This is a genomic window from Microtetraspora malaysiensis (assembly GCF_001528665.1).
Lineage (GTDB): Bacteria > Actinomycetota > Actinomycetes > Streptosporangiales > Streptosporangiaceae > Microtetraspora_A > Microtetraspora_A malaysiensis.
This window is the reverse complement of the sequence record NZ_BBYJ01000010.1, coordinates 276,327-299,967: the sequence shown is the minus strand read 5'-3', so window position 1 is coordinate 299,967 and position 23,641 is coordinate 276,327. Positions and strand designations below refer to the sequence as shown.

20 protein-coding genes are annotated in these 23,641 nt (G+C 72.0%); 10 read left to right on the top strand and 10 right to left on the bottom strand.

Annotated features, from left to right (window positions below):
* Positions 1-171: 171 nt before the first annotated feature.
* On the bottom strand, positions 172-1,527 hold the full coding sequence (gene gabT, locus AWQ71_RS14975; RefSeq protein WP_067133056.1) for a 4-aminobutyrate--2-oxoglutarate transaminase: 1,356 nt from the start codon (positions 1,525-1,527) through the stop codon (positions 172-174).
* A 96-nt stretch (positions 1,528-1,623) separates the two neighbouring features.
* Here gabT and AWQ71_RS14970 point away from each other — a divergent pair, with 96 nt between their 5' ends.
* Positions 1,624-3,039 (top strand): PucR family transcriptional regulator, encoded by a 1,416-nt coding sequence (locus tag AWQ71_RS14970; RefSeq protein WP_067133053.1) that lies wholly within the window; start codon positions 1,624-1,626, stop codon positions 3,037-3,039.
* 25 nt (positions 3,040-3,064) lie between these two features.
* Here AWQ71_RS14970 and AWQ71_RS14965 read toward each other — a convergent pair whose 3' ends face one another.
* Positions 3,065-3,712: a TetR/AcrR family transcriptional regulator gene (locus tag AWQ71_RS14965; RefSeq protein WP_067133050.1), complete on the bottom strand. Its 648-nt coding sequence runs from the start codon at positions 3,710-3,712 to the stop codon at positions 3,065-3,067.
* Between the two features lie 224 nt (positions 3,713-3,936).
* Between AWQ71_RS14965 and AWQ71_RS14960 the strand changes: the two genes are divergently transcribed.
* Entirely contained in the window at positions 3,937-5,385 is a 1,449-nt protein-coding gene (locus tag AWQ71_RS14960; protein ID WP_067133047.1) for an aldehyde dehydrogenase family protein, read from the top strand.
* A gap of 90 nt (positions 5,386-5,475) precedes the next feature.
* Here the strand turns inward: AWQ71_RS14960 and AWQ71_RS14955 are convergent, their stop codons facing one another.
* Complete coding sequence (locus AWQ71_RS14955; protein WP_067133044.1) at positions 5,476-6,483, bottom strand: trypsin-like serine peptidase; 1,008 nt, start codon at positions 6,481-6,483, stop codon at positions 5,476-5,478.
* Between the two features lie 120 nt (positions 6,484-6,603).
* Between AWQ71_RS14955 and dxr the strand changes: the two genes are divergently transcribed.
* Positions 6,604-7,809 (top strand): 1-deoxy-D-xylulose-5-phosphate reductoisomerase, encoded by a 1,206-nt coding sequence (gene dxr / locus AWQ71_RS14950; RefSeq protein ID WP_067133042.1) that lies wholly within the window; start codon positions 6,604-6,606, stop codon positions 7,807-7,809.
* A 55-nt stretch (positions 7,810-7,864) separates the two neighbouring features.
* On the opposite strand, the gene AWQ71_RS14945 is transcribed toward dxr, so the two are convergent.
* Positions 7,865-8,956: a lytic polysaccharide monooxygenase gene (locus AWQ71_RS14945; RefSeq protein ID WP_245658291.1), complete on the bottom strand. Its 1,092-nt coding sequence runs from the start codon at positions 8,954-8,956 to the stop codon at positions 7,865-7,867.
* Between the two features lie 397 nt (positions 8,957-9,353).
* Here AWQ71_RS14945 and ispG point away from each other — a divergent pair, with 397 nt between their 5' ends.
* The 3 genes from ispG to AWQ71_RS14930 all read left to right on the top strand — a co-directional run bounded on the left by ispG (position 9,354) and on the right by AWQ71_RS14930 (position 13,212).
* A complete protein-coding gene (ispG, locus tag AWQ71_RS14940; protein ID WP_067133036.1) occupies positions 9,354-10,517 on the top strand; it encodes a flavodoxin-dependent (E)-4-hydroxy-3-methylbut-2-enyl-diphosphate synthase in 1,164 nt (387 codons plus the stop codon).
* 118 nt (positions 10,518-10,635) lie between these two features.
* Positions 10,636-12,330 (top strand): alpha/beta hydrolase, encoded by a 1,695-nt coding sequence (locus AWQ71_RS14935; protein WP_067133033.1) that lies wholly within the window; start codon positions 10,636-10,638, stop codon positions 12,328-12,330.
* A 39-nt stretch (positions 12,331-12,369) separates the two neighbouring features.
* A complete protein-coding gene (locus tag AWQ71_RS14930; RefSeq protein WP_067133030.1) occupies positions 12,370-13,212 on the top strand; it encodes a GNAT family N-acetyltransferase in 843 nt (280 codons plus the stop codon).
* Here the strand turns inward: AWQ71_RS14930 and AWQ71_RS14925 are convergent.
* Together AWQ71_RS14925 and AWQ71_RS14920 are read right to left on the bottom strand one after the other, a co-directional pair.
* A complete protein-coding gene (locus AWQ71_RS14925) occupies positions 13,193-13,579 on the bottom strand; it encodes a DUF3037 domain-containing protein (RefSeq protein WP_067133027.1) in 387 nt (128 codons plus the stop codon). The two genes, AWQ71_RS14930 and AWQ71_RS14925, sit on opposite strands and share 20 nt — an antisense overlap.
* Complete coding sequence (locus AWQ71_RS14920) at positions 13,576-14,400, bottom strand: HipA family kinase (RefSeq protein ID WP_067133024.1); 825 nt, start codon at positions 14,398-14,400, stop codon at positions 13,576-13,578. The genes AWQ71_RS14925 and AWQ71_RS14920 overlap by 4 nt, the downstream gene beginning before the upstream one ends.
* A gap of 114 nt (positions 14,401-14,514) precedes the next feature.
* Between AWQ71_RS14920 and AWQ71_RS14915 the strand changes: the two genes are divergently transcribed.
* Entirely contained in the window at positions 14,515-15,804 is a 1,290-nt protein-coding gene (locus AWQ71_RS14915) for a serine/threonine-protein kinase (protein ID WP_067133021.1), read from the top strand.
* Between the two features lie 37 nt (positions 15,805-15,841).
* Here AWQ71_RS14915 and AWQ71_RS14910 read toward each other — a convergent pair whose 3' ends face one another.
* Positions 15,842-16,384: a TetR/AcrR family transcriptional regulator gene (locus AWQ71_RS14910; RefSeq protein ID WP_067133018.1), complete on the bottom strand. Its 543-nt coding sequence runs from the start codon at positions 16,382-16,384 to the stop codon at positions 15,842-15,844.
* Positions 16,385-16,490: 106 nt separating this feature from the next.
* Here AWQ71_RS14910 and AWQ71_RS14905 point away from each other — a divergent pair, with 106 nt between their 5' ends.
* Both AWQ71_RS14905 and AWQ71_RS44390 read left to right on the top strand, forming a co-directional pair.
* The gene (locus AWQ71_RS14905; RefSeq protein ID WP_067133015.1) at positions 16,491-18,737 is read left to right on the top strand and encodes an MMPL family transporter; all 2,247 of its coding nucleotides are present in this window, start codon (positions 16,491-16,493) and stop codon (positions 18,735-18,737) included.
* Between the two features lie 130 nt (positions 18,738-18,867).
* Entirely contained in the window at positions 18,868-18,993 is a 126-nt protein-coding gene (locus tag AWQ71_RS44390; protein ID WP_281196192.1) for a hypothetical protein, read from the top strand.
* A 55-nt stretch (positions 18,994-19,048) separates the two neighbouring features.
* Here AWQ71_RS44390 and AWQ71_RS14900 read toward each other — a convergent pair whose 3' ends face one another.
* Positions 19,049-19,696: a CHAP domain-containing protein gene (locus tag AWQ71_RS14900; protein ID WP_067133012.1), complete on the bottom strand. Its 648-nt coding sequence runs from the start codon at positions 19,694-19,696 to the stop codon at positions 19,049-19,051.
* A 183-nt stretch (positions 19,697-19,879) separates the two neighbouring features.
* On the opposite strand from AWQ71_RS14900, the gene AWQ71_RS14895 reads away from it, so the two are divergent.
* Positions 19,880-20,509, top strand: coding sequence for a PaaI family thioesterase (locus AWQ71_RS14895; protein ID WP_067133009.1), 630 nt, complete (start codon positions 19,880-19,882; stop codon positions 20,507-20,509).
* Positions 20,510-20,522: 13 nt separating this feature from the next.
* Here the strand turns inward: AWQ71_RS14895 and AWQ71_RS14890 are convergent, their stop codons facing one another.
* Positions 20,523-21,272 carry a glucose 1-dehydrogenase gene (locus tag AWQ71_RS14890; RefSeq protein WP_067133006.1) on the bottom strand — a complete coding sequence of 250 codons (750 nt, stop codon included), beginning with the start codon at positions 21,270-21,272 and terminating at the stop codon, positions 20,523-20,525.
* 38 nt (positions 21,273-21,310) lie between these two features.
* A complete protein-coding gene (locus AWQ71_RS14885; RefSeq protein ID WP_157570355.1) occupies positions 21,311-23,602 on the bottom strand; it encodes a serine/threonine-protein kinase in 2,292 nt (763 codons plus the stop codon).
* Positions 23,603-23,641: the final 39 nt, after the last annotated feature.

Below are 23,641 nucleotides of genomic sequence, written 5' to 3'. Positions count from 1 at the left end.
CACCCCATCGCGTTCCCCCTTCGCATACCCGAACCGTTATAACGCGGTTACGGCGTGTGATCGATTAGGGAGATGTCAAGCACGGGTTAAATCGCAGGCATGTGGCAGACCGTATAACAACAAAAGGGACACCCGGCGTGAAGCCGGGTGTCCCCCCGTAAACCTTGCTTCCTACGCGACCGCGGCGATGGCCTTCTCCAGAATGGACAGGCCCTCCTCCAGCAGCTCGTCGGAGATGACGAGCGGCGGCAGGAAGCGCAGGACGTTCCCGTACGTGCCGGCGGTCAGCACGAGCAGGCCCTCGGCGTGGCACCGGCGCGCGATCTCGGCGGTGGCGGCCGCGTTCGGCTCCTTGCCGCCGGGCTGCACCAGCTCGATCGCGACCATGGCGCCCCGGCCGCGGGCTTCGCCGACGATCTCGAAGCGCTCCTTGAACGCGTTGAGGCGGGAGAGCATGACCTCGCCGATGTGCGCGGCGCGCTCGACGAGCTTCTCCTCCTCGATGGTCTCCAGCACGCCGAGCGCCGCCTCGCAGGCGAGCGGGTTGCCGCCGTACGTGCCGCCGAGGCCGCCGCCGTGGACGGCGTCGAGCAGCTCGGCCCGGCCGGTCACAGCCGCCAGCGGGAGGCCGCCCGCGATGCCCTTGGCCGTGACGATGATGTCCGGGACGATGCCCTCGTGCTCGCAGGCGAACATGTCGCCGGTGCGGGCGAAGCCGGTCTGCACCTCGTCGGCGATGAAGACGATGCCGTTGGCCTTGCAGAACTCGACGATCTTGGGCAGGAAGCCGGGCGCCGGCTCGATGAAGCCACCCTCACCGGCGATCGGCTCGATGACCACGGCGGCGACGTTCTCGGCGCCGATCTGCTTGGTGATCATGTCGATCGCCTGGGCGGCGGCCTCGTCGGCGCAGTTCTCCGGACCGGTCGGCCAACGGAAGGGGTAGGCCAGCGGCGCCCGGTACACCTCGGGAGCGAACGGCCCGAACCCGTGCTTGTACGGCATGTTCTTGGCGGTCAGCGTCATCGTGAGCAGCGTCCGGCCGTGGTAGCCGTGGTCGAACACGACGACCGCCTGGCGGCCGGTCGCGTTCCTGGCGACCTTGACGGCGTTCTCGACGGCCTCGGCGCCGCTGTTCACCAGGAACGTGCGCTTCTCGTGGTCTCCGGGGGTGAGCGCGTTGAGCTTCTCGCACACCGCGACGTACGACTCGTATGGCGTGACCATGAAACAGGTGTGGGTGAAGTCGGCGACCTGCTTCTGGACCCGCTCGACGACGCGCGGCGCGGCGTTGCCGACGCTCGTCACGGCGATGCCCGAACCGAAGTCGATCAGGGAGTTGCCGTCCACGTCCACGACCACGCCGCCGCCGGCCTGGGTGATGAAGACGGGCAGAGTCGTGCCGACGCCGGAGGGCACGGCGGACTGCTTGCGCGAGAACAGCTCGCGCGACTTGGGGCCGGGGATCTCGGTGACGAGGCGGCGCTCCTGGGGAAGTCCGGGGCCGCCGTGCGGGGCAGTGCTCATGCCATCGACGGTACGGCCCACGTCCCGGCCTGCCGATGTGTCGCCGTGGCACAATGGTGATGTTCGTTTGTACCAGGTGGATAAGTCGAGGACGACATGGCGCCGACGCTGCGCAGAGTGACGGCGATGGCCCCGCTCCATCTGGAGGTCCTGGCGGGCGCGGCGGCGCTCGACCGGCAGGTCCGCTGGGTGGCGGTGAGCGAGCTCGAGGATCCCACACCCTTCCTTGAGGGCGGAGAACTGGTCCTCACCACCGGCATGCGGCTCGACGCCGGCAACGCCCTGCCGTACGTGTCGCGGCTGGTCGTCAGAGGCGTCACCGGGCTCGGTTTCGGCGTCGGCCTGTCCCACGAGGACGTGCCCGCCGAGCTGGTCGAGGCGGCGGCCGCGGCCGGGCTTCCGCTCATCGAGGTGCCGAGGGACACGCCGTTCATCGCGATCGGCAAGGCGGTCAGCGAGCTGCTCGCGGCCGAGCAGTACGAGGAGATCAGCCGCGCGTTCGCCGCTCAGGGCCGGCTCACCAGGGCCGCGCTCCAGCCGGAGGGCATGAGCGCCGTGATCGAGCGGCTCGCCCGTGAGATCGACGGCTGGGCGCTGCTCCTCGACCCCGCCGGGGCGGTGCGCCACGCCGCGCGCACAGGACAGCCGGCCGCGCGGGCCCACGCGCTGGAGCCGGAGCTGGCGCGGCTGCGCGCCCCCGGAGCTCCCTCCAGCATCGCCCTGTCCGTGCCGGGCGAGCACGTGATCGTGCAGCCGCTCGGTCGTCGCGGCTTCTTCGCGGTGGGCTCCGCGCGGCCGTTCACCCCCGTCGGCCACACCATCGTCAACGCGGCCGGATCGTTGCTGACTCTCGGGCTGGAGCAGGGGCGCGAGCAGCGGGCGGCCGAGCGGCGGGTGCGCGCCGCCGTGCTGCGGCTGCTGCTCGCGGGGGAGCGCGCGGCGGCGGGCGAGACCGTCGCCGCGATGGGCGAGGAGCTGCCCGCCGAGCCGTTCGTCGTCCTCGCCTGCGACACCGACGAGCCTCTCGCCCACGGCTTCCCGTACGGGGGGCTGACCGTGACGCTGGCCGGCCAGGCGGAGGCCGAGGGCGTGATCGCGCGGGTGGCCCGGCGGGGACGGGTCGGCGCCAGCGGGCCGGTGGCGTACGCGGAGCTGGCCTTGGGGCTCGACCAGGCGGAACGCGCGCTGGCGTCGGCCGCTCCGGTCGCCCGGTTCCCCGAGCTGGCCGGGCAGGGTGTGCTCTCCCTGCTCGACCCGGCCGCCGCCGCGGCGTTCTCCGCCGCGCTGCTCGCGCCGCTGCGCGAGTACGGCTCGCGCGCCGATCTCATCGAGTCGCTCCGGGCGTACCTCGCCTGCAACGGGCACTGGGACGCGGCCGCGCAGCGGCTCGGCGTCCACCGGCACACGCTGCGCTACCGCATGAAGCGGGTGAGCGAGCTGCTCGGGCGGGACCTCGACGACCCCGCCGCGCGCGCCGAGCTGTGGATCGCGCTCAGCTACGGATCCGCCTGACCTCGCCTGATGGGGTCGGGCGAGATCAGCGGGACGACCGCGGCTCGCCGGGCCGGCGGGCCAGGAAAGAGGTGATCGTGGCGGTGGTCACGGTCTCGTACGTCTTGGTGTCGCGCAGGTGCCCGGCACGCTCCAAGCTGAGCGCTCCCTGGGCGGCCGCCCACACCGCGTCGGCGATCTTCCTGGGCTGGGTGGGGATGAGATACCCGGCGGCGATGCAGTCCGCGATCACCCGGTCGAGGATGTTCAGCGCGGCGCGGGCCAGCGTCCTCGCCCGCTCGCTCGGCGCGAAACCGGGGATCGCCTGCTCGAACATCAGGCTGTAGTACCCGGGGTCGGCGAGCGCGGCCTCCCGGTATGCGGGCCCGAGCGCGACAAGGAACTCGAGCGGGTCGGCGCGCGGCGGGACGGCGGCCAGGCGGCGGCGAAACCGCTCGAACCCTTCGAGGTAGAGCGCCTCGGCCAACCCCTCCTTGCTGCCGAACATCGTGTAGATCACGGTCGTCGAGCAGCCGGCCTCCGCCGCGATCCTGCGGACGGTGAGGCTTTCCGGGCCGGTGGTGGCGAGCAGCTTGCTCGCGACGTCGAGGAGCCGGGTGCGCAGCTCGTCGTTATTACTACGCTGCCCGAGGGCGTAGGCGCCCTGAAGTCCCAGAGGCGCCGGCGTACCCATCAGCGACGAGCCCTTCCATCGATGGGGTCCGTTACGGACCCGGTTGAGACTTAACCATGCCGTTGCGCTTTCAAACCGCTCCGAAACTGAATTCATCACGAAATCGCGCCATATCTGTGACATAGCGTGGCGGCAAGGTGTTGTCCACATTGGCCAGTCATGGCCCGGTGATTGTGCGCCCCGGAGTAGGGCCGTCCCCCACCGGTTCGCATAGCGTCGTCGGCATGGACAGCAGCGCGAACGCCACCTCACCGATCCCCTTCTGGCTGGCCGGTCGTCCCGCGACGGGAGACGCCGAGCTGGAGGTGACCAACTCCCATGACGGCCGCGTCGTCGGCGTCTACTCCGTGCCGACGGCCGAGCAGGTCGAGCAGGCCGTCGCCGCCGCGGACGCCGTGCGCAGGCAGGCGGCGGCGCTGCCCATCCACGTCCGCGCCGACGCGCTCTCCCACGTCGCGCGCCGCCTTGCCGAGCGTGCCGAGGAGATCGCGCAGCTGATCAGCGGTGAGAACGGCAAGCCCATCTTCTGGGCCCGCGGCGAGGTCAACCGGGCGATCTCCACGTTCCGGTTCGCCGCCGAGGAGGCCCGCCGGTTCAGCGGCGCCGTCCAGCGCCTCGACACCGAGCCCGCCGCCCAGGGCCGCATCGCCTACGTCTCGCGCGTGCCGCACGGCCCGGTGCTCGCGATCACGCCGTTCAACTTCCCGCTGAACCTGGTCGCCCACAAGGTCGCCCCGGCCATCGCCGTCGGCGCCCCGTTCATCGTCAAGCCCGCCCCGGCGACGCCGCTGTCCGCGCTGGTGCTCGGCGAGATCCTGGCCGAGACGAACCTGCCCGAGGGCATGTTCTCCGTGCTGCCCGTGCCCAACGACCGGGCCGGCGCGCTCGTCGAGGACCCCCGCCTGCCGGTCGTCTCCTTCACCGGCTCCGGCCCCGTGGGCTACGCCCTCATGGACCAGGTCCCGCGCAAGCACGTGACGCTTGAGCTGGGCGGCAACGGCGCCGCGGTCGTGCTGGCCGACGCCGACCTCGACTGGGCCGCGGCGCGGGCGGCGCTGTTCTCCAACTACCAGGCCGGGCAGAGCTGCATCTCCGTGCAGCGCGTGATCGTCGAGGAGTCGGTGCTCGCGCCGTTCACCGAGAAGCTTCTCGCCGCCGTGGACGCCCTCGTCACCGGCGACCCGTCCGACGAGAAGACCCAGGTGGGGCCGCTCGTGTCGGTCGCCGCCGCCGAGCGGGTCGAGCAGTGGGTGAAGGAGGCCGTAGAAGGCGGCGCCCGCGTGCTCGCCGGCGGCACCAGGGATGGCGCGGCGGTGGCCCCGACCGTGCTCGCCGACGTCCCCGCGGACGCCAAGCTGGCCTGCGAGGAGGTCTTCGGCCCCGTCATGATCATCCAGCCGGTGGCCTCGGTGGACGAGGCGTTCGCCGCCGTCAACGATTCCAAGTACGGCCTGCAGGCGGGCATCTTCACCCGGAACCTCGACATCGCGTTCCGGGCCAACCGCGAGCTGGAGGTCGGCGGTGTGGTCATCGGCGACGTCCCGTCGTTCCGCGCCGACCAGATGCCGTACGGCGGGGTGAAGCAGTCGGGTGTGGGCCGCGAGGGCGTGCTCTCCGCGATGAACGACTTCACCTACGAGAAGGTCATGGTCATCACCGGCGTGACCCTCTAGATCTCGGGAGACGCGCCTGGAGATCCTTCATGAAGATCCGTCCGATCTCCAGGCGCGGCACGCCCAGCCCGTCTCTTCTCCGCCCGCTGCTCACGCCCGCTGGGCGGTGTCGAAGACCTGCTTGACCTCGTCGCCGAAGTACGGGCCGTACATGCTGCCGGTGTCGTTGCTGTACTTGAAGCTGCTCACCGAGGTCAGCTGGCCCTGGCCGGTCACGGGGTCGAAGCCGCTGAACCACGGCCCCCCGCTCGCCCCGGCCGTGAGATCGCATTTCAGCCCCTGGTCCTGGGTCTTCTTGTACGGGTCGTCGGACGGCACGCCAGCGCAGTAGAGCAGGTGCTCGCCGTTGTAGGGCGGGTCCGCCGGGAATCCGAAGGTGTACGTCTGCCGGCCGCGCGCGGCGTTCCAGCCGATGGTCTGGGCCCCGACCGCGTCCGCGAGGTGCCGCCCCCCGCGGTCGCTCACCGCCACCATGCCGACGTCGTAGCCGTCGTTCGCGTCCCGCGCCCACGGCCCGGCGACGAACATCCGCCGCGCCGGATAGCTGCCGTACGGCCGCCGCCCCGACTCGTAGCCGGGGACGAACGTCCAGTTGTCCGCCCAGGCGCCCGTGCCGTCCTTGACGCAGTGGCCGGCGGTCGCCACGACGTCTCTGTTGGCGCTGCGCACCGCGGTGCCCGAGCAGACGAAGTCGACACCGCTCAGCGTGAGGAACACCCGGCCGACGGTCGTCGTGATGGTCCCGCCGCCGGGCCACGGGGTCCCGCTGGTCGCCGTGTTCACCGCCATGCTCGCCGGGCTGCCGACGGCGGAGCGCCGGACGATTGTCCGCTGGTCCACGCCCAACGGGCGCACCGCGCTGAGCGGGACGGACCGCGGGGAGACCAGCCGCTCCGCGAGCGCGCCGACGCGCGCGACGGTGGAGGAGAGCAGGTCGATCGGGAGCGCCCCGGCCATCCGCTCGGGCGTCCAGTACGCGGCGGGCGCGGCGGCCGCGGTGTGATCGACGACGCCGGCGGGCGGGCTCGCCGGGGCGGGCGACCCGAGAAGCTCGGCGACGAGGGTGGAGATGGTGAAGAGGATGAGGCTCGGGGTCATGAAACGCGATTTTGCACTACGCATTGTATTTCTGTCGCTACTTTTGGTGAACATCGGTGCGTCGTCGCGCCTCCGTTCCCCTGACGTCCCGGGCGACGGCGATGGCGGGACAATGGGACGATGACTCCTGAATGCAGCCCGCGCCCCGTCGTCCTTCTCGGCTCCACCGGCTCCGTCGGCACCCAGGCACTCGACGTCATCGCCCGGAACCCCGAGAGGCTCCGGATCACCGCGCTCGCCGCAGGCGGAGGTCGGGTCGGGCTGCTCGCCCGCCAGGCCGCCGAGTTCCGCGCGGAGGCCGTGGCCGTCGCCGATCCGTCGGTCGTACCGGCTCTCAAGGAGGCGCTGGCCGCGCACGGAGCGGCGCCCACGGTCCTCGCGGGCGCCGAGGGGGTGGCCGAGGTCGCCGCGTGGCCGTCCGGCGGCGCGGACGAGGGAGACCGGCCCATCGTGCTGAACGCGATCACCGGCGCGCTCGGCCTGACCTCGACGCTGGCCGCACTGGAGGCAGGCCGGGACCTGGCCCTGGCCAACAAGGAGTCGCTGATCGTCGGCGGGCCGCTCGTCAAGCGGCTGGCCAAGCCGGGCCAGATCCTCCCGGTCGACTCGGAGCATTCGGCGCTCGCGCAGTGCCTGTGGGCGGCCGGTCCGTCGGGAGCGGACGCGCGGACGGTGCGGCGGCTCGTCGTCACGGCGAGCGGCGGGCCGTTCCGTGGCAGGAAGCGCACGGAGCTGTGGGACGTCACGCCCGAGATGGCGCTCGACCACCCGACCTGGAACATGGGGCCGGTGATCACGATCAACTCGGCCACCCTGGTCAACAAGGGCCTTGAGGTGATCGAGGCGCATCTGCTCTTCGACATCGGGTTCGACCGCATCGATGTCGTGGTCCACCCGCAGTCGGTGATCCATTCGATGGTCGAGTTCGTGGACGGCTCGACGATCGCGCAGGCGAGTCCGCCCGACATGCGGCTGCCGATCTCGCTGGCCCTGGGATACCCGGAGCGTGTGCCCGGCGCGGCGTTCCCCGTCGACTGGACCCGGGCGCACACCTGGACCTTCGAGCCGCTCGACGACGAGGCGTTCCCGGCCGTCTCGCTGGCCCGCCAGGTCGGCGCCCAGGGCGGTACGGCCCCCGCCGTCTACAACGCGGCCAACGAGGTGTGCGTGGAGGCGTTCCTGAAGGGTGCGCTGCCGTTCCCCGGGATCGTGGACACGGTCGCCCAGGTGGTGTCCGAGCACGTGACCGGCCAGGCGTCCACGGTGGAAGAGGTGCTGGCGGCGGACGAGTGGGCCCGCTCCCGCGCCGCCGAGCTGACGGCCTGAGGGGCCCGGGAGCGGTCTCGCGCCCGTCCCGGGCCCCCGCGCCTCCGTCAGGCGGTCAGGCCGCCGTACAGGTGACGCTCGAAGGAGCGGTCACGGTGCCCGAGGCGTTGCCCAGGAAGCCGAACGTCGTCGAGGCGTTCGGGGCCAGGGAGCCGTTGTAGCTCTCGTTCTTCACCGTCACCGAGGCACCCGCCTGGCTGCCGATGCCGTTCCAGACCTGGGTGATCGTCTGGCCGGACGGGAGTGTCCAGCCGACCGTCCAGCCTCCGATCGACGAGGTCCCGGCGTTGTGCACCGTCACCTCGCCCTGGAAGCCGCCCTGCCACTGGTTCGTGATCGCGTACGTCGCGGTGCAGCCGCCCGTTCCCGGAGACGTCGAGGGGCTCGGCGACGCGGAGGGACTGGGGCTCGTGGAGGGGCTGGCCGACGGGCTGGGGGAGGGGGTCGAGCCGCCCGGTCCCACCCCGGTCACCTCGCCGGAGCCGCCGTCGAACACGACGTCCGAGCAGCTGTAGAACGTCTCGTTGCTGTCTGACCGCTGCCACACGGTGTAGATGATGTGGCGACCGCTCTTGCCCGACGGCAGCGTGGCGTTCCAGTAGTAGTACGCGTCCTCATTGCCGGGGGAGCCGACGCTCGGCGGGTCGGTGACGTTGGAGAAGGGCGTGGACTCGAGGTCGTTCCAGGCGAGCGGCCTGGTCGGGCTCCACGAGTCCTTGGTGATGTACGAGCGGAACGAGCCGGGGTGGGCCGCCCACTTGTTGTACGTGAACCGCAGGGTCGCGCCGGAGGTCAGGTGTGTCACCGGCCAGTCGGCGCGTGCCAGGTCGAAGCCGCTGAAGTCGTACACGACCGCGGCGCCGCTGCACAGCTTGCCGTCCGGGATGAAGCCCGACGTGCGGCCCGCGCCGTCCGAGCGCAGGACGGCGAACCAGTTGTAGAGCGAGTTCGTCCCGCTCTGGGCGACCGCGGCCGCGCAGGCCGGGTTGTTGGGGACGATGCCGCCGCTCGAGGTCAGGCCGTCCTTCCAGCACAGGTAGGTGCGGCTGCCCGGGACCATCGGCGCCCCGTGCGCGGACGCGGGGGAGGCGACGAGCACGGCGGCGACGAGGGCGGACAAGGCGGCGACGACGGTGGCGACGGTCAATCGTGACCGTGTTCTTCGTGGTGCTCCCACGGATTACCCTTTCGCGTGGTCAAGGCTGCCGCACGCGTGGCGCGGCACGGCATCGCCGTACGATGCGACGCCCGCCGGCCGGAGGACAGCCGCTGACATACCGGACTATTTGCGCGTAAGCGCTCACGCGCTCCGGACACTAACCCGGGCCCGCGCGCCCGCCCAGGAAGGCGGCGGCCGCCGTACCGGCCGCTCCGCGTCCCCGCAGCTCAGGCGGTCGTGCGCGGGCGCCGGGTGATGAAACCTTCATTGGCCGCGCGCGCTCCGCCGAACCGGACAATCCGGCCGCCGGGCTGGAGATCTTGGCGGACTCCCTAGACTGGGAGAGCCCGCACGCGGCCGTCGACCCAGAACCCAAGGTGCTGAAATGTCTGTTGATCTCGGGATTCCCACCGTAAGGACCCAGCCGATCGCCCAGCGGCGGGTGTCACGGCAGATCATGGTCGGCTCGGTCCCGGTCGGAGGGGACGCCCCGATCTCGGTGCAGTCGATGACCACCACGCTCACCGCCGACGTCAACGCCACCCTCCAGCAGATCGCGGAGCTCACCGCGTCGGGCTGCCAGATCGTCCGCGTCGCCGTGCCGTCCCAGGACGACGCCGACGCGCTCCCCATGATCGCCAGGAAGTCGCAGATCCCGGTGATCGCCGACATCCACTTCCAGCCCAAGTACGTCTTCGCCGCCATCGAGGCCGGCTGCGCCGCCGTACGCGTCAACCCGGGCAACATCAAGAAGTTCGACGACAAGGTCGGCGAGATCGCCAAGGCGGCGTCCGACCACGGCGTCCCGATCCGCATCGGCGTCAACGCGGGCTCCCTCGACCCCCGCCTTCTCAAGAAGTACGGCAAGGCCACTCCCGAGGCGCTGGTCGAGTCGGCCCTGTGGGAGTGCTCGCTGTTCGAGGAGCACGGCTTCCGCGACATCAAGATCTCGGTGAAGCACAACGACCCGGTCGTCATGATCCAGGCGTACCGGCTGCTCGCGCAGAAGTGCGACTACCCCCTCCACCTCGGCGTCACCGAGGCCGGTCCGGCGTTCCAGGGCACGATCAAGTCCGCGGTGGCGTTCGGCGCGCTGCTCGCCGAGGGCATCGGCGACACGATCCGCGTCTCGCTCTCGGCCCCGCCGGTCGAGGAGATCAAGGTCGGCTGCCAGATCCTGGAGTCGCTGAACCTGCGCGAGCGCGGCCTGGAGATCGTCTCCTGCCCCTCCTGCGGTCGGGCCCAGGTGGACGTCTACACCCTGGCCGAGCAGGTCCACGCCGGTCTCGACGGCCTGAAGGTCCCGCTGCGGGTGGCCGTGATGGGCTGCGTCGTCAACGGCCCCGGCGAGGCGAGGGAGGCCGACCTCGGTGTCGCCTCCGGTAACGGCAAGGGCCAGATCTTCGTGAAGGGGCAGGTCATCAAGACCGTGCCCGAGTCGCAGATCGTCGAGACCCTGATCGAGGAGGCCCTGCGCCTCGCCGAGGAGATGGGCGTGGACGTCGACCTCGACGACGACGCCCCGGGCCCCCAGGTCGTCGTCAGCTGATCATTACACTCCGCAATATCTCGATTACAGCGTGACAGGCATCCTCGGATGCGCTGCGTGACCAAACGGTGACCCACGCCAAGCTGTCCTCTGCCGTCTGAGCAGAGGGAGCGTGCGGGTGAGGCGAATCATCGGGATGGTCGCGGGTGCGACGGTGCTCGTCACCGGAGCGGCGGTCACCGGAGCCGGCGGGGCCGGGGCGACGAGCGCCCGGACCCGCACGGCGATGCCGGAAGCGATCACGTGGGGGTCGTGTGAGGAGGCCAGGCCGGCCACCGGCGCGCTCGGCCAGGCGCTCGGCCGGATCGGCGACGCGGGCGCGCACGTCACCCGGCCGGTGGCCGGGCGGCGGCAGGCGCCCGTCGGCGAGGTCGAGTGCGGCACCCTGCGCGTCCCCCTCGACTACACCGTGCCGGAGGGGCAGCAGATCTCGCTCGCGCTCAACCGGATCAAGGGGACCGCTTCGCGCGACGGCAACCACCTCGGCGTGATGCTGGTCAACCCGGGCGGGCCCGGCGCGTCCGGGCGCTCGCTGGCCAGGTTCGTCGCGGGCTCGCTCCCGCCGGACGTGGCCGCGCGGTACGACGTGATCGGCTTCGACCCGCGCGGGGTGGGGGCCAGCGAGCCCGCGCTGAGCTGCGTGGACCCCGAGCGCTTCTTCGCCCCGCCGCGGCTGGACAACGTGCCGCGCGACGCCGCAGAGGAGCGGGCGCTGGTCGGCCGCGCCCGCGAGTACGCCGACGCGTGCGGCAACCGCTGGGCCTGGTTCCTGCCCTACCTCACGACCGAGAACTCCGCGCGCGACATGGACGCCATCCGGAGCGCCCTCGGCGAGGACAAGGTCAGCTATCTCGGCTACTCGTACGGCACCTATCTGGGGGCGGTCTACGCGACGCTCTTCCCGCAGCGGGTCAAGCGGTTGGTGCTCGACAGCGTCGTCGATCCCGCGGGCGTGTGGTACGACACGAACATCGCGCAGGACTACGCCTTCGACCGGCGCCACCGGGACTTCCTCGACTGGGTCGCCCGGCACGACGACGTGTACGGCCTGGGGCGCACCAGGTCCGGGCTCGGCTTCGCCTGGTACTCCATGCGCTCCCGGCTGCGGAGCCGTCCGGCGGGCGGCGTGGTCGGGCCGAGCGAGCTGGACGACCTGTACACCGTGGGCGGCTATTCGAGCTCCGTCTGGCCCCGCCTGGCCCAGGTGTTCTCCGACTACGTCAAGAAGGGCGACACCGCGGGGCTCGTCTCCGCCTACCGCGCGCTGGTCGACAACGACGCCGCCGAGGAGAACAGCTACGCCGTCTACCTGGGCGTCCAGTGCCGCGACGCCGCGTGGCCGCGCGACTGGACCCGTTGGCACGCGGACACGACGCGGGCCGCCAAGCAAGCGCCGTTCCTCACCTGGCCGAACGCCGTCTACAACGCGCCGTGCGCCTTCTGGTCGGAGCGCGGCGGGACTCCGCCCGCGGTGGGGACGGCGAAGCTGCCGCCGGTCCTGCTGTTCCAGGCCCGGCACGACGCGGCCACGCCGCAGGCGGGCGCGCTGCGCGTCCGCGGCCTGTTCCCGACCGCGCGGCTGGTCACCGTGCCGGGCGGCGACCACGGTGTGGCGCTGGCCGGGAACGGCTGCGTGGACCGCTATCTCGCCGCCTACCTGCGGGACGGGACCACGCCGCCGCGCCGGATCGGCCAGGGGGCCGACGCCGCGTGCGACGGCGCGACCGAGCCGCGTCCCATCACCCCGATGGCGGCGGGCGGGCCGAGCGGGCACGCGCTCCTCACCGAGCTGTTGATGGGGCGCGTCCGCTAACTTCCAAAATCGAGGCAGTCGCGTAGGCTTGGCCCCGTGATGCTGCGTACTTCGGCGTCGCGCGTCCTCGACGACAACGATCGCGAAGAGGTGCTGGCGCTCCTCGACTCCGATCCCGTCGCCAACGTCTTCGTCGCCTCCCGGATCAGGTCCGTCGGGTTGAGCCCGTCCCGGCTCGGGGGGCAGATGTGGGGGTACGGCCCGCGCGGCGGGCTGGTCTCGCTCTGCTACGCCGGGGCCAACCTGGTCCCGGTGAACGCCGGTCGCGATGCCGTGCACGCGTTCGCCGACCGCGCCCGCAAGCAGGGCCGCCGCTGCTCGTCGATCGTCGGCCCTTCGACCGCGGTCGAGCAGCTCTGGGAGCGGCTGGAGCCGCACTGGGGTCCGGCCCGCGCGATCCGCTGGGCCCAGCCGGTGATGGCCACCAGCTCCGCTCCCGCCGTCACGCCGGACCCGCTGGTACGGCGGGTCAAGCCCGAGGAGTTCGGCACTCTGCTGCCCGCCTGCGTGGCGATGTTCACCGAGGAGGTGGGCGTCTCCCCGGACAACGGGGACGGCGGCGCGCTCTACCGCGCGCGGGTCGCCGAGCTGATCCGCATCGGCCGGTCGCTGGCCCGCATCGACGACGGCCGGGTGGTCTTCAAGGCCGAGATCGGCGCGGTCACGCCGCAGGCGTGCCAGATCCAGGGCGTCTGGGTCGACCCGGAGCTGCGTGGGCACGGTCACGCCTCGGCCGGGATGGCCGCCGTCGTGGAGCAGGCACTGAAATACTTCGCGCCGCTGGTCAGCCTCTATGTGAACGACTACAACCTGCCCGCGCGGGCGGTCTATCGCCGGGTCGGCTTCCGCGAGGTCGACACGTTCATGTCCGTGCTGTTCTGACCAGCCGCTCCATCAGGTGGTCGAGCTCGGCCGCCGGGTCGAGGGTCAGGCCCGCGTGGACCGGGCCGGTCTGCACGATCGTGCTGCGCGGGGCGGTCAACCATCGGAACCTGCTGCCCGGGGCCTCGCCGTCGAGCGGTCCGGCGTCGTCGGTGCAGGCCAGCTCGTAGGCGTCCAGCGCGTGCCGTACGCCGGTGAGGTCGACGGAGAGGCTGAGCGCGCGCAGCCGGGCCTCGTCCAGCTCGACGCGGGCGCACAGGTAGCCGCGGGGCTGGCAGTAGAGGATCACTCCCACGTTGATCAGCTCGCCCCGCTCGACGCTGGGAATCACCCGGATCACGGCGTACTCGTAGACGTCGCGGCTCATCGGCCCTCCTCCCGCGCCGCCCGCCAGAAGCGGCCGATCGAGCCCTGCCGTCCGCGGTCCGGCGGAGGCGCGACGGCCGGGCTCGGCAGCCAGTCGCGCGGGCCGTGCACGCGGGCGAGGAGGTGCTCGACGTATCCGTCGCGTACGGCCTGCGCGCCGTCGAAGCCGGGCTCGTCCTCCAGCCACTCGTCGGGGATCAGCGCGGTCACCTTGTCGAGCAGGTCGCGGGTGACGCGCGGGGCCAGATCGGCGTCGGCCGCGTCCATCTCGGTGGCGTACGGCCCGAGGACGTGGTCGCTCCCGTCGAAGGCGCGCCGGGGGTTGGCGGACCGCCAGTTGTGGTGGAACCAGAGGGCGGCGCCGTGGTCGATCAGCCACACGTCGCCGTGCCAGACGAGCAGGTTGGGGTTGCGCCAGCTCCGGTCGACGTTGTGGATCAGGGCGTCGAACCAGAGCAGGCGGGAGGCGAAGCCGGGGTCGGGCCGCCAGCCGAGCGGGTCGAAGCCGAGCGCGCCGGGGAGGAAGTCGATCGCCAGGTTGTGGCCGGCGCTCGCGGTCAGCAGGTCCTGGATCTCCTCGTCGGGCTCGCGCGCGCCGAGCTGCGGGTCGATGTCGATGATCTTCAGCTCGGGGGTGGCGAAGCCGAGGCTCCGGGCCAGCTCGGCGCAGACGATCTCGGCGACGAGGACCCGCCGCCCCTGCCCGGCTCCCCGGAACTTCACGACGTAGGTGCCGAGATCGTCGGCCTCCACGACGCCGGGAAGCGACCCGCCCTCCCTGAGCGGCGTCACGTATCGCGTGGCCGTGATCTGTTCCAGCACGCCGTAAAGGCTATCGGCTGCCGGCTCCGTTCCCGGCGCCCGCCGAATCCGGCGCTGAGGAGAGGGGGCCGTCCTGATTGGGGGCGTCTGGGGCGATCGTGGTAGGCATGGCGGGTGTCGCGGCTCTCCCCCTTACGGCCCGAGGATCCGCAGCGGCTTGGCGGCTACCTCCTGAACGGTCGCATCGGCGCGGGTGGGCAGGGCGTGGTCTTCCACGCCACCGGACCCGACGGTTCGCCGGTGGCGGTGAAACTGCTCCGCGCCCGCCTGACCGGCGAGGCCGGCGACCGGCGCAGGTTCGTCGGGGAGGTTCAGGCCGTGCGGCGGGTGGCCCCCTTCTGCACCGCGCGGGTCCTGAACGCCGACCTCGACGGCGACCGGCCCTACATCGTCAGCGAGTACATCGACGGCGTCTCGCTCCAGGAGCACGTCAGGATGTACGGCCCGAGGTCGGACGGCGCGCTGGACCGGGTCGCGGTGGGGACCGCGACGGCGCTCGCCGCCATCCACCGGGCGGGTGTGATCCACCGCGACTTCAAGCCGGCGAACGTCCTCATCGGCGCGGACGGGCCGCGCGTCATCGACTTCGGCATCTCGCGCCTGCTCGACGCCACCGCGACCACCGGCGGTCCGGTCGGCACGCCCGCCTATCTCGCGCCCGAGCAGCTCAGAGCCGAGCCCGTCGGACCCGCGAGCGACATGTTCGGCTGGGCGCTCACCGTGGCGTTCGCCGCGAGCGGGCGGCACGCCTTCGCCGCTGACACGTACGGCGCCATCCTCGCCCGGATCCTGTACGGCACGCCGGACCTCGGCCCTCTCGACGGCCCGCTCCGCGAGATCGTGGTCGCCTGCCTGGCGAGCGAGCCGCGCGACCGGCCGACCGCGGAGGAGGTGCTCGGCCGGCTGCTCGGAGGGGGAGAGGCGGCGGGTCAGGCGGGCTCTCCGGCTGTCCCGGAGGGCGTTCCGGCGCGGCGGCCGGGCGGGCTCCGGCGGCGGTGGCCCGTCCTGGTGACCGGGATCGCCGTGGCGGCCGTCATCGCGGGGGGCGCGGTCCTCCTGGTGCGAGGCGGCGGCGCGCAGGGGGACGACGGCGGCACGGCCGACGGCATGTGGATCGGGGTGGCCCGCTATCCCGCGGCCTCCCGGACGTTCCCGATCGAGATCTATCTGTCCGGGGCGTCCCGAATGCGGTGGGGTGCGGACCTGCACTGCGAGGGACGGCTCACCCGGCGCGAGGAGACGGGAGGCGACCTCGTCCTGCGGCTGGACGAGGTGACGGGGACGAGCTGCCATCCGGCGACCGTGGTGTTCCGGACGAAGGACGACCGGTCGGCCACGGTCGATGTGATCAAGAACGGGTCGGACGAGGTCGCCTACACCGGCCGCCTCGCCCGCGACTCCTGACCATCGACACCGTCGAGCACATGCGGGCGTCCCGGTCTCAGGATTCGTCGATCGCGAGCGCGGCGCGGGCGACGGCCTCCTCGACCTGCTCGGAGGGCAGTTCGGTGGTCTTGACGACGGCGGCCTGCACGCAGCCGAGCACCGCCCAGGCGCGCACCTGGGTGGCGGGGTCCGGATCGTCTCCCGCCAGCCGCCGGTACAGCTCGTCGCGGAAGGTCCTGATCGCCTCGCCGGTGGTGCCGGGAGCGGCATCGTCGGCGCCGCTGATGTCCTCCATGAGCAGCCGGACGACGGCGCGGTGCCGTACGGCGAAGGAGACGAAGGCGCGGATGTAGGCGGCTCGGTCATCGCCGAAGTCCGTGCCCAGCAGCCGCAGCACGTCCTCGGCGGCGGGTGTGATGAGCTCGGCGGCCAGGCGGTCCTTCGGGTGGAAGTGGTAGGCCACGGCGGTCTTGGTCAGGCCCACCGCCGCCGCGATGTCGGCCAGCGATGTGGCGGCGTACCCCCGCTCCGCGAACAGCTCGCGGGCGGCGGCCAGGATGCGGGATCGGGTGTCGTTCCCGGGGTCGAATGTGGTCATCGTCTCATTTTCTAGCGAGGCGCGGCATTCGAAGTGATTTGCGTCTTACGCTCGTCCTGTACGACCGTACAGGACGGCGTTTCAGGGACATGGCGGGGCGGTTCCCATGAGTTCGTTGCTAGGACGTCTCGGCGGCTGGTGCGCCCGGCACGGGCGGCTCGTACTCGCTCTCTGGGTGCTCGCGGCAGGCCTGCTGACCAGCCTCACCATGGTCTTCGGCAGCCCGGTCAGCAACGACGTCGCCATCCCCGGAACGGACGCGCAGCGCGCGCACGAGCTGATGCGAGAAGGGTTCGGCCCCGGCTACGACGCGGGCGGCACCGTCCAGCTCGTCCTGTACACCGAGGAGGGCACGCTCCTGTCGAAGGAGCGTGAGAAGGCGGTCGGCGACGCCCTCGCGCGGATACGGCAGGTCCCCCACGTCGTCGAGGCGGAAACGCCGTACCGCATGGGCGGCATGTCGTCCAACCAGCGCATCGGCATGATCAGTGTGAAGCTGGCGGGCCAGGACGGCGCCAAGCAGGGCGAGACCGCGCACGAGCTCGTCACGGCGGCGGCACCCGCGGCGGAGGCGGGCATCGAGGTGGTGGCCGCGACCTCCGGCTCGCCGGCCGACAAGGAGATCAAGACCGGTGTCAGCGAGATCATCGGCGTGGCCGTGGCGCTGCTGGTCCTGTTGTTCGCCTTCGGCACGCTGGTCGCCGCGCTGATCCCGATCTTCACCGCGTTGATCAGCATCGGCGTCGGGCTCGGCGTGATCGGCCTGCTCGGACACCTGGTCGACGTCCCCAAGTCCGCCTCGATCATGGCCACGATGATCGGGCTCGGCGTCGGCATCGACTACGCGCTGTTCCTGCTGTCGCGGCACCGCCGGCTGCTCGCCGACGGCGTTCCGGTGCGGGAGTCGGTCCGGCGCACGGTGGCGAGCTCCGGCGGCGCGGTCCTCTTCGCGGGCGGCACGGTCGTCATCGCGCTGAGCGCGCTGATGCTGGCCGGGTTCCCGCTGCTGCGCACGCTCGGCTGGATCACCGGCATCTCCGTCGTGTGCGCCGTGCTCACGTCGATCACCCTGGTGCCCGCGCTGCTCGGCCTGCTCGGGCACCGCGTCAACGCGCTGCGGCTGCCGCTGGTGGGGCGGGTGGCGAGCCGTCGCGGAGACGGGCCCGCCACCGGCTGGGCCGCGCTCGGCGCCTGGGTCGCCAAGCGCCCGTGGCGCGTGCTCACGGCCACCGTGGTCGCGCTCGCCGCGCTGGCCGTCCCGGCGGCGGCGCTGAAGCTGGGCGCGCTCGACCAGGGTTACTCGGACCAGGGCACCGCCGAGCGGCGGGCGTACGAGCTGGTGTCGGTCGGGTTCGGGCCCGGGGCGAACGGGCCGCTCATCGTCGTCGCCGAGCTGGACCGCGCGATCGCCGACACCGAGCCGGCCGACCCTCTCGTGCGGGAGCTGACCCAGAGGCTGCGGGACGCCTCCGGCGTCGCGCACGTGTCACCGCACAAGGTCAACGAGAACGGCAGGTCCGTGCTCGTCCAGGTGATCCCCGAGTACGCGCCGAGCGACCCGCGCGCCCTCGACGTCGTGTCCCAGGTGCGCGCGATCCGGATCCCGGGCGTACACGTCCATGTGGGCGGCGAGGTCGCCGGGCTCGCGGACGCGGGGGACCGCATCATGGGCCGGACCCCGCTGGTGGTCGCGGTCGTCGTGCTGCTCAGCGCGCTGCTCCTGCTGCTCGCGTTCCGCGCCCCGCTGGTGGCGATCAAGGCGGCCGTGATGAACCTGGTGTCCCTCGGCACCGCGTTCGGGGCGCTGGCCGTCGTGTTCTCGATGGGCCTGGGCAGCCGGCTCGTCGGCATGGACCCGCCCTTCTCGCCGGACGGCACCTTCGTGAAGACGCTGTTCTTCTCGGTGCCGATCGACAACTACGTCCCGCTGATGCTGTTCGCGGTCCTCTTCGGGTTGTCGATGGACTACGAGGTGTTCCTGCTCACCGCGGTACGGCAGGCGTACACGCGGACCGGGGACAACCGGGCGGCCGTGGCCGAGGGTCTGGGCTCGACCGGTCGGGTGATCACCTCCGCGGCGCTGATCATGGTGGCGGTGTTCACCGCGTTCGTCGCCTACCCCGACCCGCTGGTGAAGGTGTTCGGCGTCGGGCTGGCGGTGGCGATCGCCGTGGACGCCACGATCATCCGCGGCTTCCTGGTGCCCGCGACGATGGTCCTGCTCGGGCGGCTCAACTGGTGGATCCCGCGCTGGCTGGACCGCGTGCTGCCGAACATCTCGATCGAGGGCCACGAGGACGAGCCGGCGGAGGTCGCGCCGGACCGGGACCTCACGACGGCCGGGCGGCACTGACCCCCGGCTCGCACGTCGCGCGATACGGCACGTCGGGGACGCGCCGGGACCAGTCCCCCTCCGAGGGGGACTGGTCCCGGCGCGCAGGCAGAGGGCGCGGACGGCGTCGTCCGGGTCGAGGTTCCGGGTCATGACGGTGCCGTCGGCGGCGACCGAGGACAACGTGCGGCCGTCCGGGCCGAACGCGACCGCGACCACGTCGTCGGTGTGGTCGGTGAACGGCATTCGAACTTATGCGACGGCTCCCGGGCGATGAGGCGGTCTAGGTAGTCATCGACCGGGGTGCGCGAGATGTCACAGAGTCCGGGGAGTCACATCCGGGAGCGTGCCGACGGCCGCCCGCCGAGGATGCGGGCGCGGACGCGGCGGCGGGCCCGCATGACGCCGACGGCGAGCGCGGCGACCGCGACGGAGGCGACGACCGCCTGCGCGCTCACGTCGTACGGAGGGGTTGTGGCGAGCTGCTGCGCCGACGCCTTGGTCGCGGAGATCGTCTTCCCCTGCTCCACCCGTTCCTTGATCTTCTCGGGGTAGCCGTAGCCGACGACGGAGTTCTGGCCGCGGACCTTGATGCTCACCCGGCCGCCGTCGATGTTGCCCTCGATCGTCTGGATCTTGCTTCCCATGACCTTGGTCACGATGCCCACGTGGTCGATGCCGCTGATCGTGCCGGTGCCGTCCCAGTCGTAGAACACGAGGGCGCCGGGAGTGGGCCGGTTGCCCCAGGCGCCCTGCTCCTTGAACCACTCGGCGTGGCGGACGGTCCAGGCGAACTGGCCGAACCAGTCGTCGTAGCCGAGTTGGCGCGCGCCCCAGGACAGGAACATGTCGCACCAGGGCTGGCCGGAGTAGTCGGCGTCCTGCTCCACGTTGTTGTACCACTGGCCGAACTTGGTGTGGCCATTGCCTTGCGCGCTGTAACCGACCTGGGAGCGCAGCAGTTCCAGCAGCTTCGTCATCTCGGGGCTCATGCGGATAGGGGCCTCTGTTCGGTCGTTTGATGTCCTACGTGACGTCGGAGGCTAGCCATCTCAAAAGGGATATTCAACGCCAGATATGGACAAACCCAAGGTTCTTTACCTAAACATGGTGAAATCACCCCAAATGCTGAGATGGATGGAACACGTTCTACAATCACCGGCATGACGATGGATCTCGCCCCCGAGCACGACGAGGAGGCGCGGCTCTCGGCTCAGGCCGTGCTCGCCCAGCAGGTCAGAGAGCTGATGGACGCGGTGGTGCTCACCGACGTGTCCGAGGACGAGATGACCGCCGTCACCGCCGAACTCGTGGCGCTCACCGAACGGCTCAACGCGGCCCGCCGCGACCGCCCGCCGGTCCCGGAGCTCACGCGGAACGGCTTCCGGCACCTCGGCAACGCCGTCACCGGCGCGTGCAACCCGCACGCGCTGCCGCTTGTGATCGAGCGCGACCCCGAGGGCGGCTCCCGCGCCGAGCTGGAGTTCCGGCCCACGCACGAGGGGCCGCCCGACAGCGTGCACGGCGGCGTCAGCGCCATGATCCTCGACCACCTGCTCGGCGACGCCGTCGCGGCGGCGGGCCGGGCGGGCATGACCGGCACGCTGTCGATCCGCTACCGCCGGCGCGTGCCGTACGGGCAGCCGGTCGTCGGCCGGGCCGCCGCGACCCGCGCGGAGGGGCGCAAGACGTGGGTGGACGGCACGATCAGCCTGCCCGACGGCACCGTGCTGGTGGAGGCGACCGGTCTGTTCATCACGCCGACTCCCTGGGTGAACGCGATCCCCGAGTGAGCCGGCGAGGGCGTCAGTAGCCGGCGCCGGTCAGGAGGCCGCCGTCGATCGTGAACTCGCTGCCGGTGCAGTATCCGGCCCGGTCGGAGGCGAGGAACGCCACGACGTGCGAGACCTCCACCGGCTCGGCGAAGCGCTTGATCACCATCGCCTTCACGAACTGCTCGCCGTCCACCTCGGCCATGAGCTCGGGGTTGCTGGTCATGGACGTGTTGATCGCGCCGGGATGCACCGAGTTGACCCGGATCTTGAAGGGGGCCAGCTCGCGCGCCGCCGCCTTGGTGAGGCCCCGTACGCCGAACTTCGACGCGGAGTAGGCCGACAGTCCGGCGGCTCCGATGAAGCCCTCGATCGAGGAGATGTTCACGATCGAGCCGGACCCGGCCGCCTTCATCGGCTCGATCACCGACTTGACGCCGAGGAACGTGCCCTTGAGGTTCACGTCGAGGACCCGCTGGTACTCCTCGACCGTCATGTCGGCGATCCGGCGGAACATCAGGATGCCGGCGTTGTTGACCAGAACGTCGAGCCGGCCGTACGTCTCGACCGCCGCCTGCACCGCGCGGTCCCAGTCGGCGGGCTGGGTGACGTCGTGGTGGAGGTAGAGCGCGCCGGTCTCGTCGGCCAGTGCCTTGCCCTCCTCGTCGGTCACGTCGCCGAAGACCACGCGGGCGCCCTCCTGGAGGAAGAGCCGGACATGTGACGCGCCCATCCCGCGCGCCCCACCGGTGATCAGCGCGACCTTGCCGTCGAGCATGCCCATGGCTTCCTCCCGCGTAGCGCCCGCTCTGTGGTCTCAACCTAGCGAACGCTTGGTTGACGGACAAGATCCGCGTGCGCGCCGTCCCCCGGCGTGTCGGCGCCCGGTGTGTCAGCGCCCGGCGTCTCCTCCGGCTCCGTGCACGGCGGCCCGTGCAGCGTGACCGACCTCGTCGCGCCGCTCCCGCCGGGCGACAGGGTGACGCTCACGCTCCTGACATCCTCGACGTCGCACCCCGCCTGCTTGAAGGACACCGAGAACGACGGCGTGTAGACCTTGTCCCCTTCCAGGATCTCCCGCCGGGTCTGCTCGGAGGTCGTCGTCCCCTCCGCGCCGCGCAGCCGCTGGGTGAACGTCGCGACGACGGTCACCGGCCCGGTGGAGCCGGAGGTGACCCCCAGGCGCAGCGCCGTGCCGTCCCAGGAGCTGATCGAGACGGACGGCGGGGCGCACGCGGGGCCGGTGACGCGGGTCTCCTTCGTCTGCGCGCCGTCGGCGGCGGCGGGTTCGGTCCGGATCCGCACCCCCAGCACGGCGGTCGTACCGCACTCCACCTTGATCGGATCGGGTGTCAGCTCGACGGCGTACGACGTGTGTCCCGACAGGGTGCGCGTCTCGCGTGCCACGGTCGTGCCGTCCCGGGTGAACTCGGCGACCAGCTTGACCGGCCCGGTTCCTCCGGCTCCCTCGGTGCCGACCTCGACAGCCGCCGCGACACCGTCCCAGCGGGTGATCGCCACGCTCCGTACGGCGGGCGCCGGGCAGGCCGGGCCCTTCACCCGGACGGTCGCGGTGGCGGCGCCTCCGCGCGCTCTGGGCACGGTCGCCGCCTCGACGCGGCGGTAGACGGACATGCCGCAGGCGGGGTCGGCGAAGGCGTGCTGGACGGCGGGGGAGTAGGCGGTCGCGCCCTCCAGTGGCACGGTCTGCGCCGTCACCGGGCGCAGGTCGTCCGGCGTCGGCCCCTCGGAGAACCGGACGCTCAGCGCCACCGCCCCGCCGGTCGTCGTGCGCACCCGGACGACGGCCGTCCGTCCGTTCCACCCGGAGACGCCGAGATCGGTGACGGAGGGCGGCGCGGGGCGCGGCGTCGGACCCGTGTCCGGCGGGGTCGGCCTGCCGTCCGCGCCACCCGTCACGCTGCCGCCTGTCGTGTTGCCGGTCGGTGTGCCCGGTGGCTCTCGCGAAGGCTCCTCCGTCGACGGCGAAGGCGGCCGCGGGGACGCCTTCGGCGTGCGCGGCACGGCCGGAGCGGACGGGGCGGACGGGGCGGGCGTCGCCGAGGCGGGCGGCAGGCGGCTGTCGTCCGCCACCGTCGCCTGCCGGTTCGCCGCCACCACCGTGGCCACCATGACCGCGGACAGCGCCGTCGCGCCGATCGCGAACCTGGGGGCGAAGTGGGCGAACCGGTCCGACAGCACGGTACGCGCCAGCGAGGTGCCCGCCTCGGACGGCGCGGCCGGCTGCGCCAGCGGGAACAGCAGAGCGAGCAGGGTCGCCAGTTCGGCGAGGTGCCGCCGTCCGCGCTGCTCCCACTCGGGCCCGTACGCGGCCGCGGCGGCGGCCTCCAGGTCGGCGATGAACGCGCGGGCGGTGGGCGGGCGGTCCGCCGGGTTCTTGGCCAGGCCCCGCCCGACCAGCCCGCGCACCGAGGCGGGCACCTCCGAGACGGGCACGGGCGCGTTCTGGTGCAGGCGCCGCAGCCCCGCCGCGTGCTCCGCGCGGTACGGCCTGTGCCCGGTCAGGCATTCGAAGAACACGCAGGTCGCGGCGTACACGTCGGCCGCCGGACCGGCCGGGGCGCCCTCCCACTGCTCCGGCGCCATGTACGAGGGCGTCCCGGCGGGCAGTCCGGGGACGCCGCTCGGGGCCGCGATGCCGAAGTCGGACAGCTTGCTCGTGCCGTCCGCCTGGACCAGCACGTTCTCCGGCTTGTAGTCCCGGTGGACGACCCCGGACGAATGCGCGGCGGACAGGCCGGCCAGCGATCCCTTCAACACGACGAGCGCCGCCTCGGGACTGGTCGTGCCGTGCTCGGCGAGGATCCGGCGCAGCGAGACGCCGTCGACCAGTTCCATGACGATCGCCGCCCCGGCCGCCGTCTCGACGTACTCGTAGAGCCGGACGATGTTGGGGTCGTTGATCTCGACCATGACCCGGGCCTCGCTGCGGAACCCGGCCAGGAAGCGCGGGTCCTCCCGGAGCTCGGGGCGGAGGTATTTGACCGCGACCAGGGCGCCGGTCGTCTTGTAGGTCGCCAGCACCACCCGCCCGGCGCCGCCGGCGCCGAGCTCGCGCACCTCCCGGTATCCCGGAACCGTCCAGGCATTCATCCTTCCGAACTTCTCATCGGAAGGGGGGTTTGTCACCGA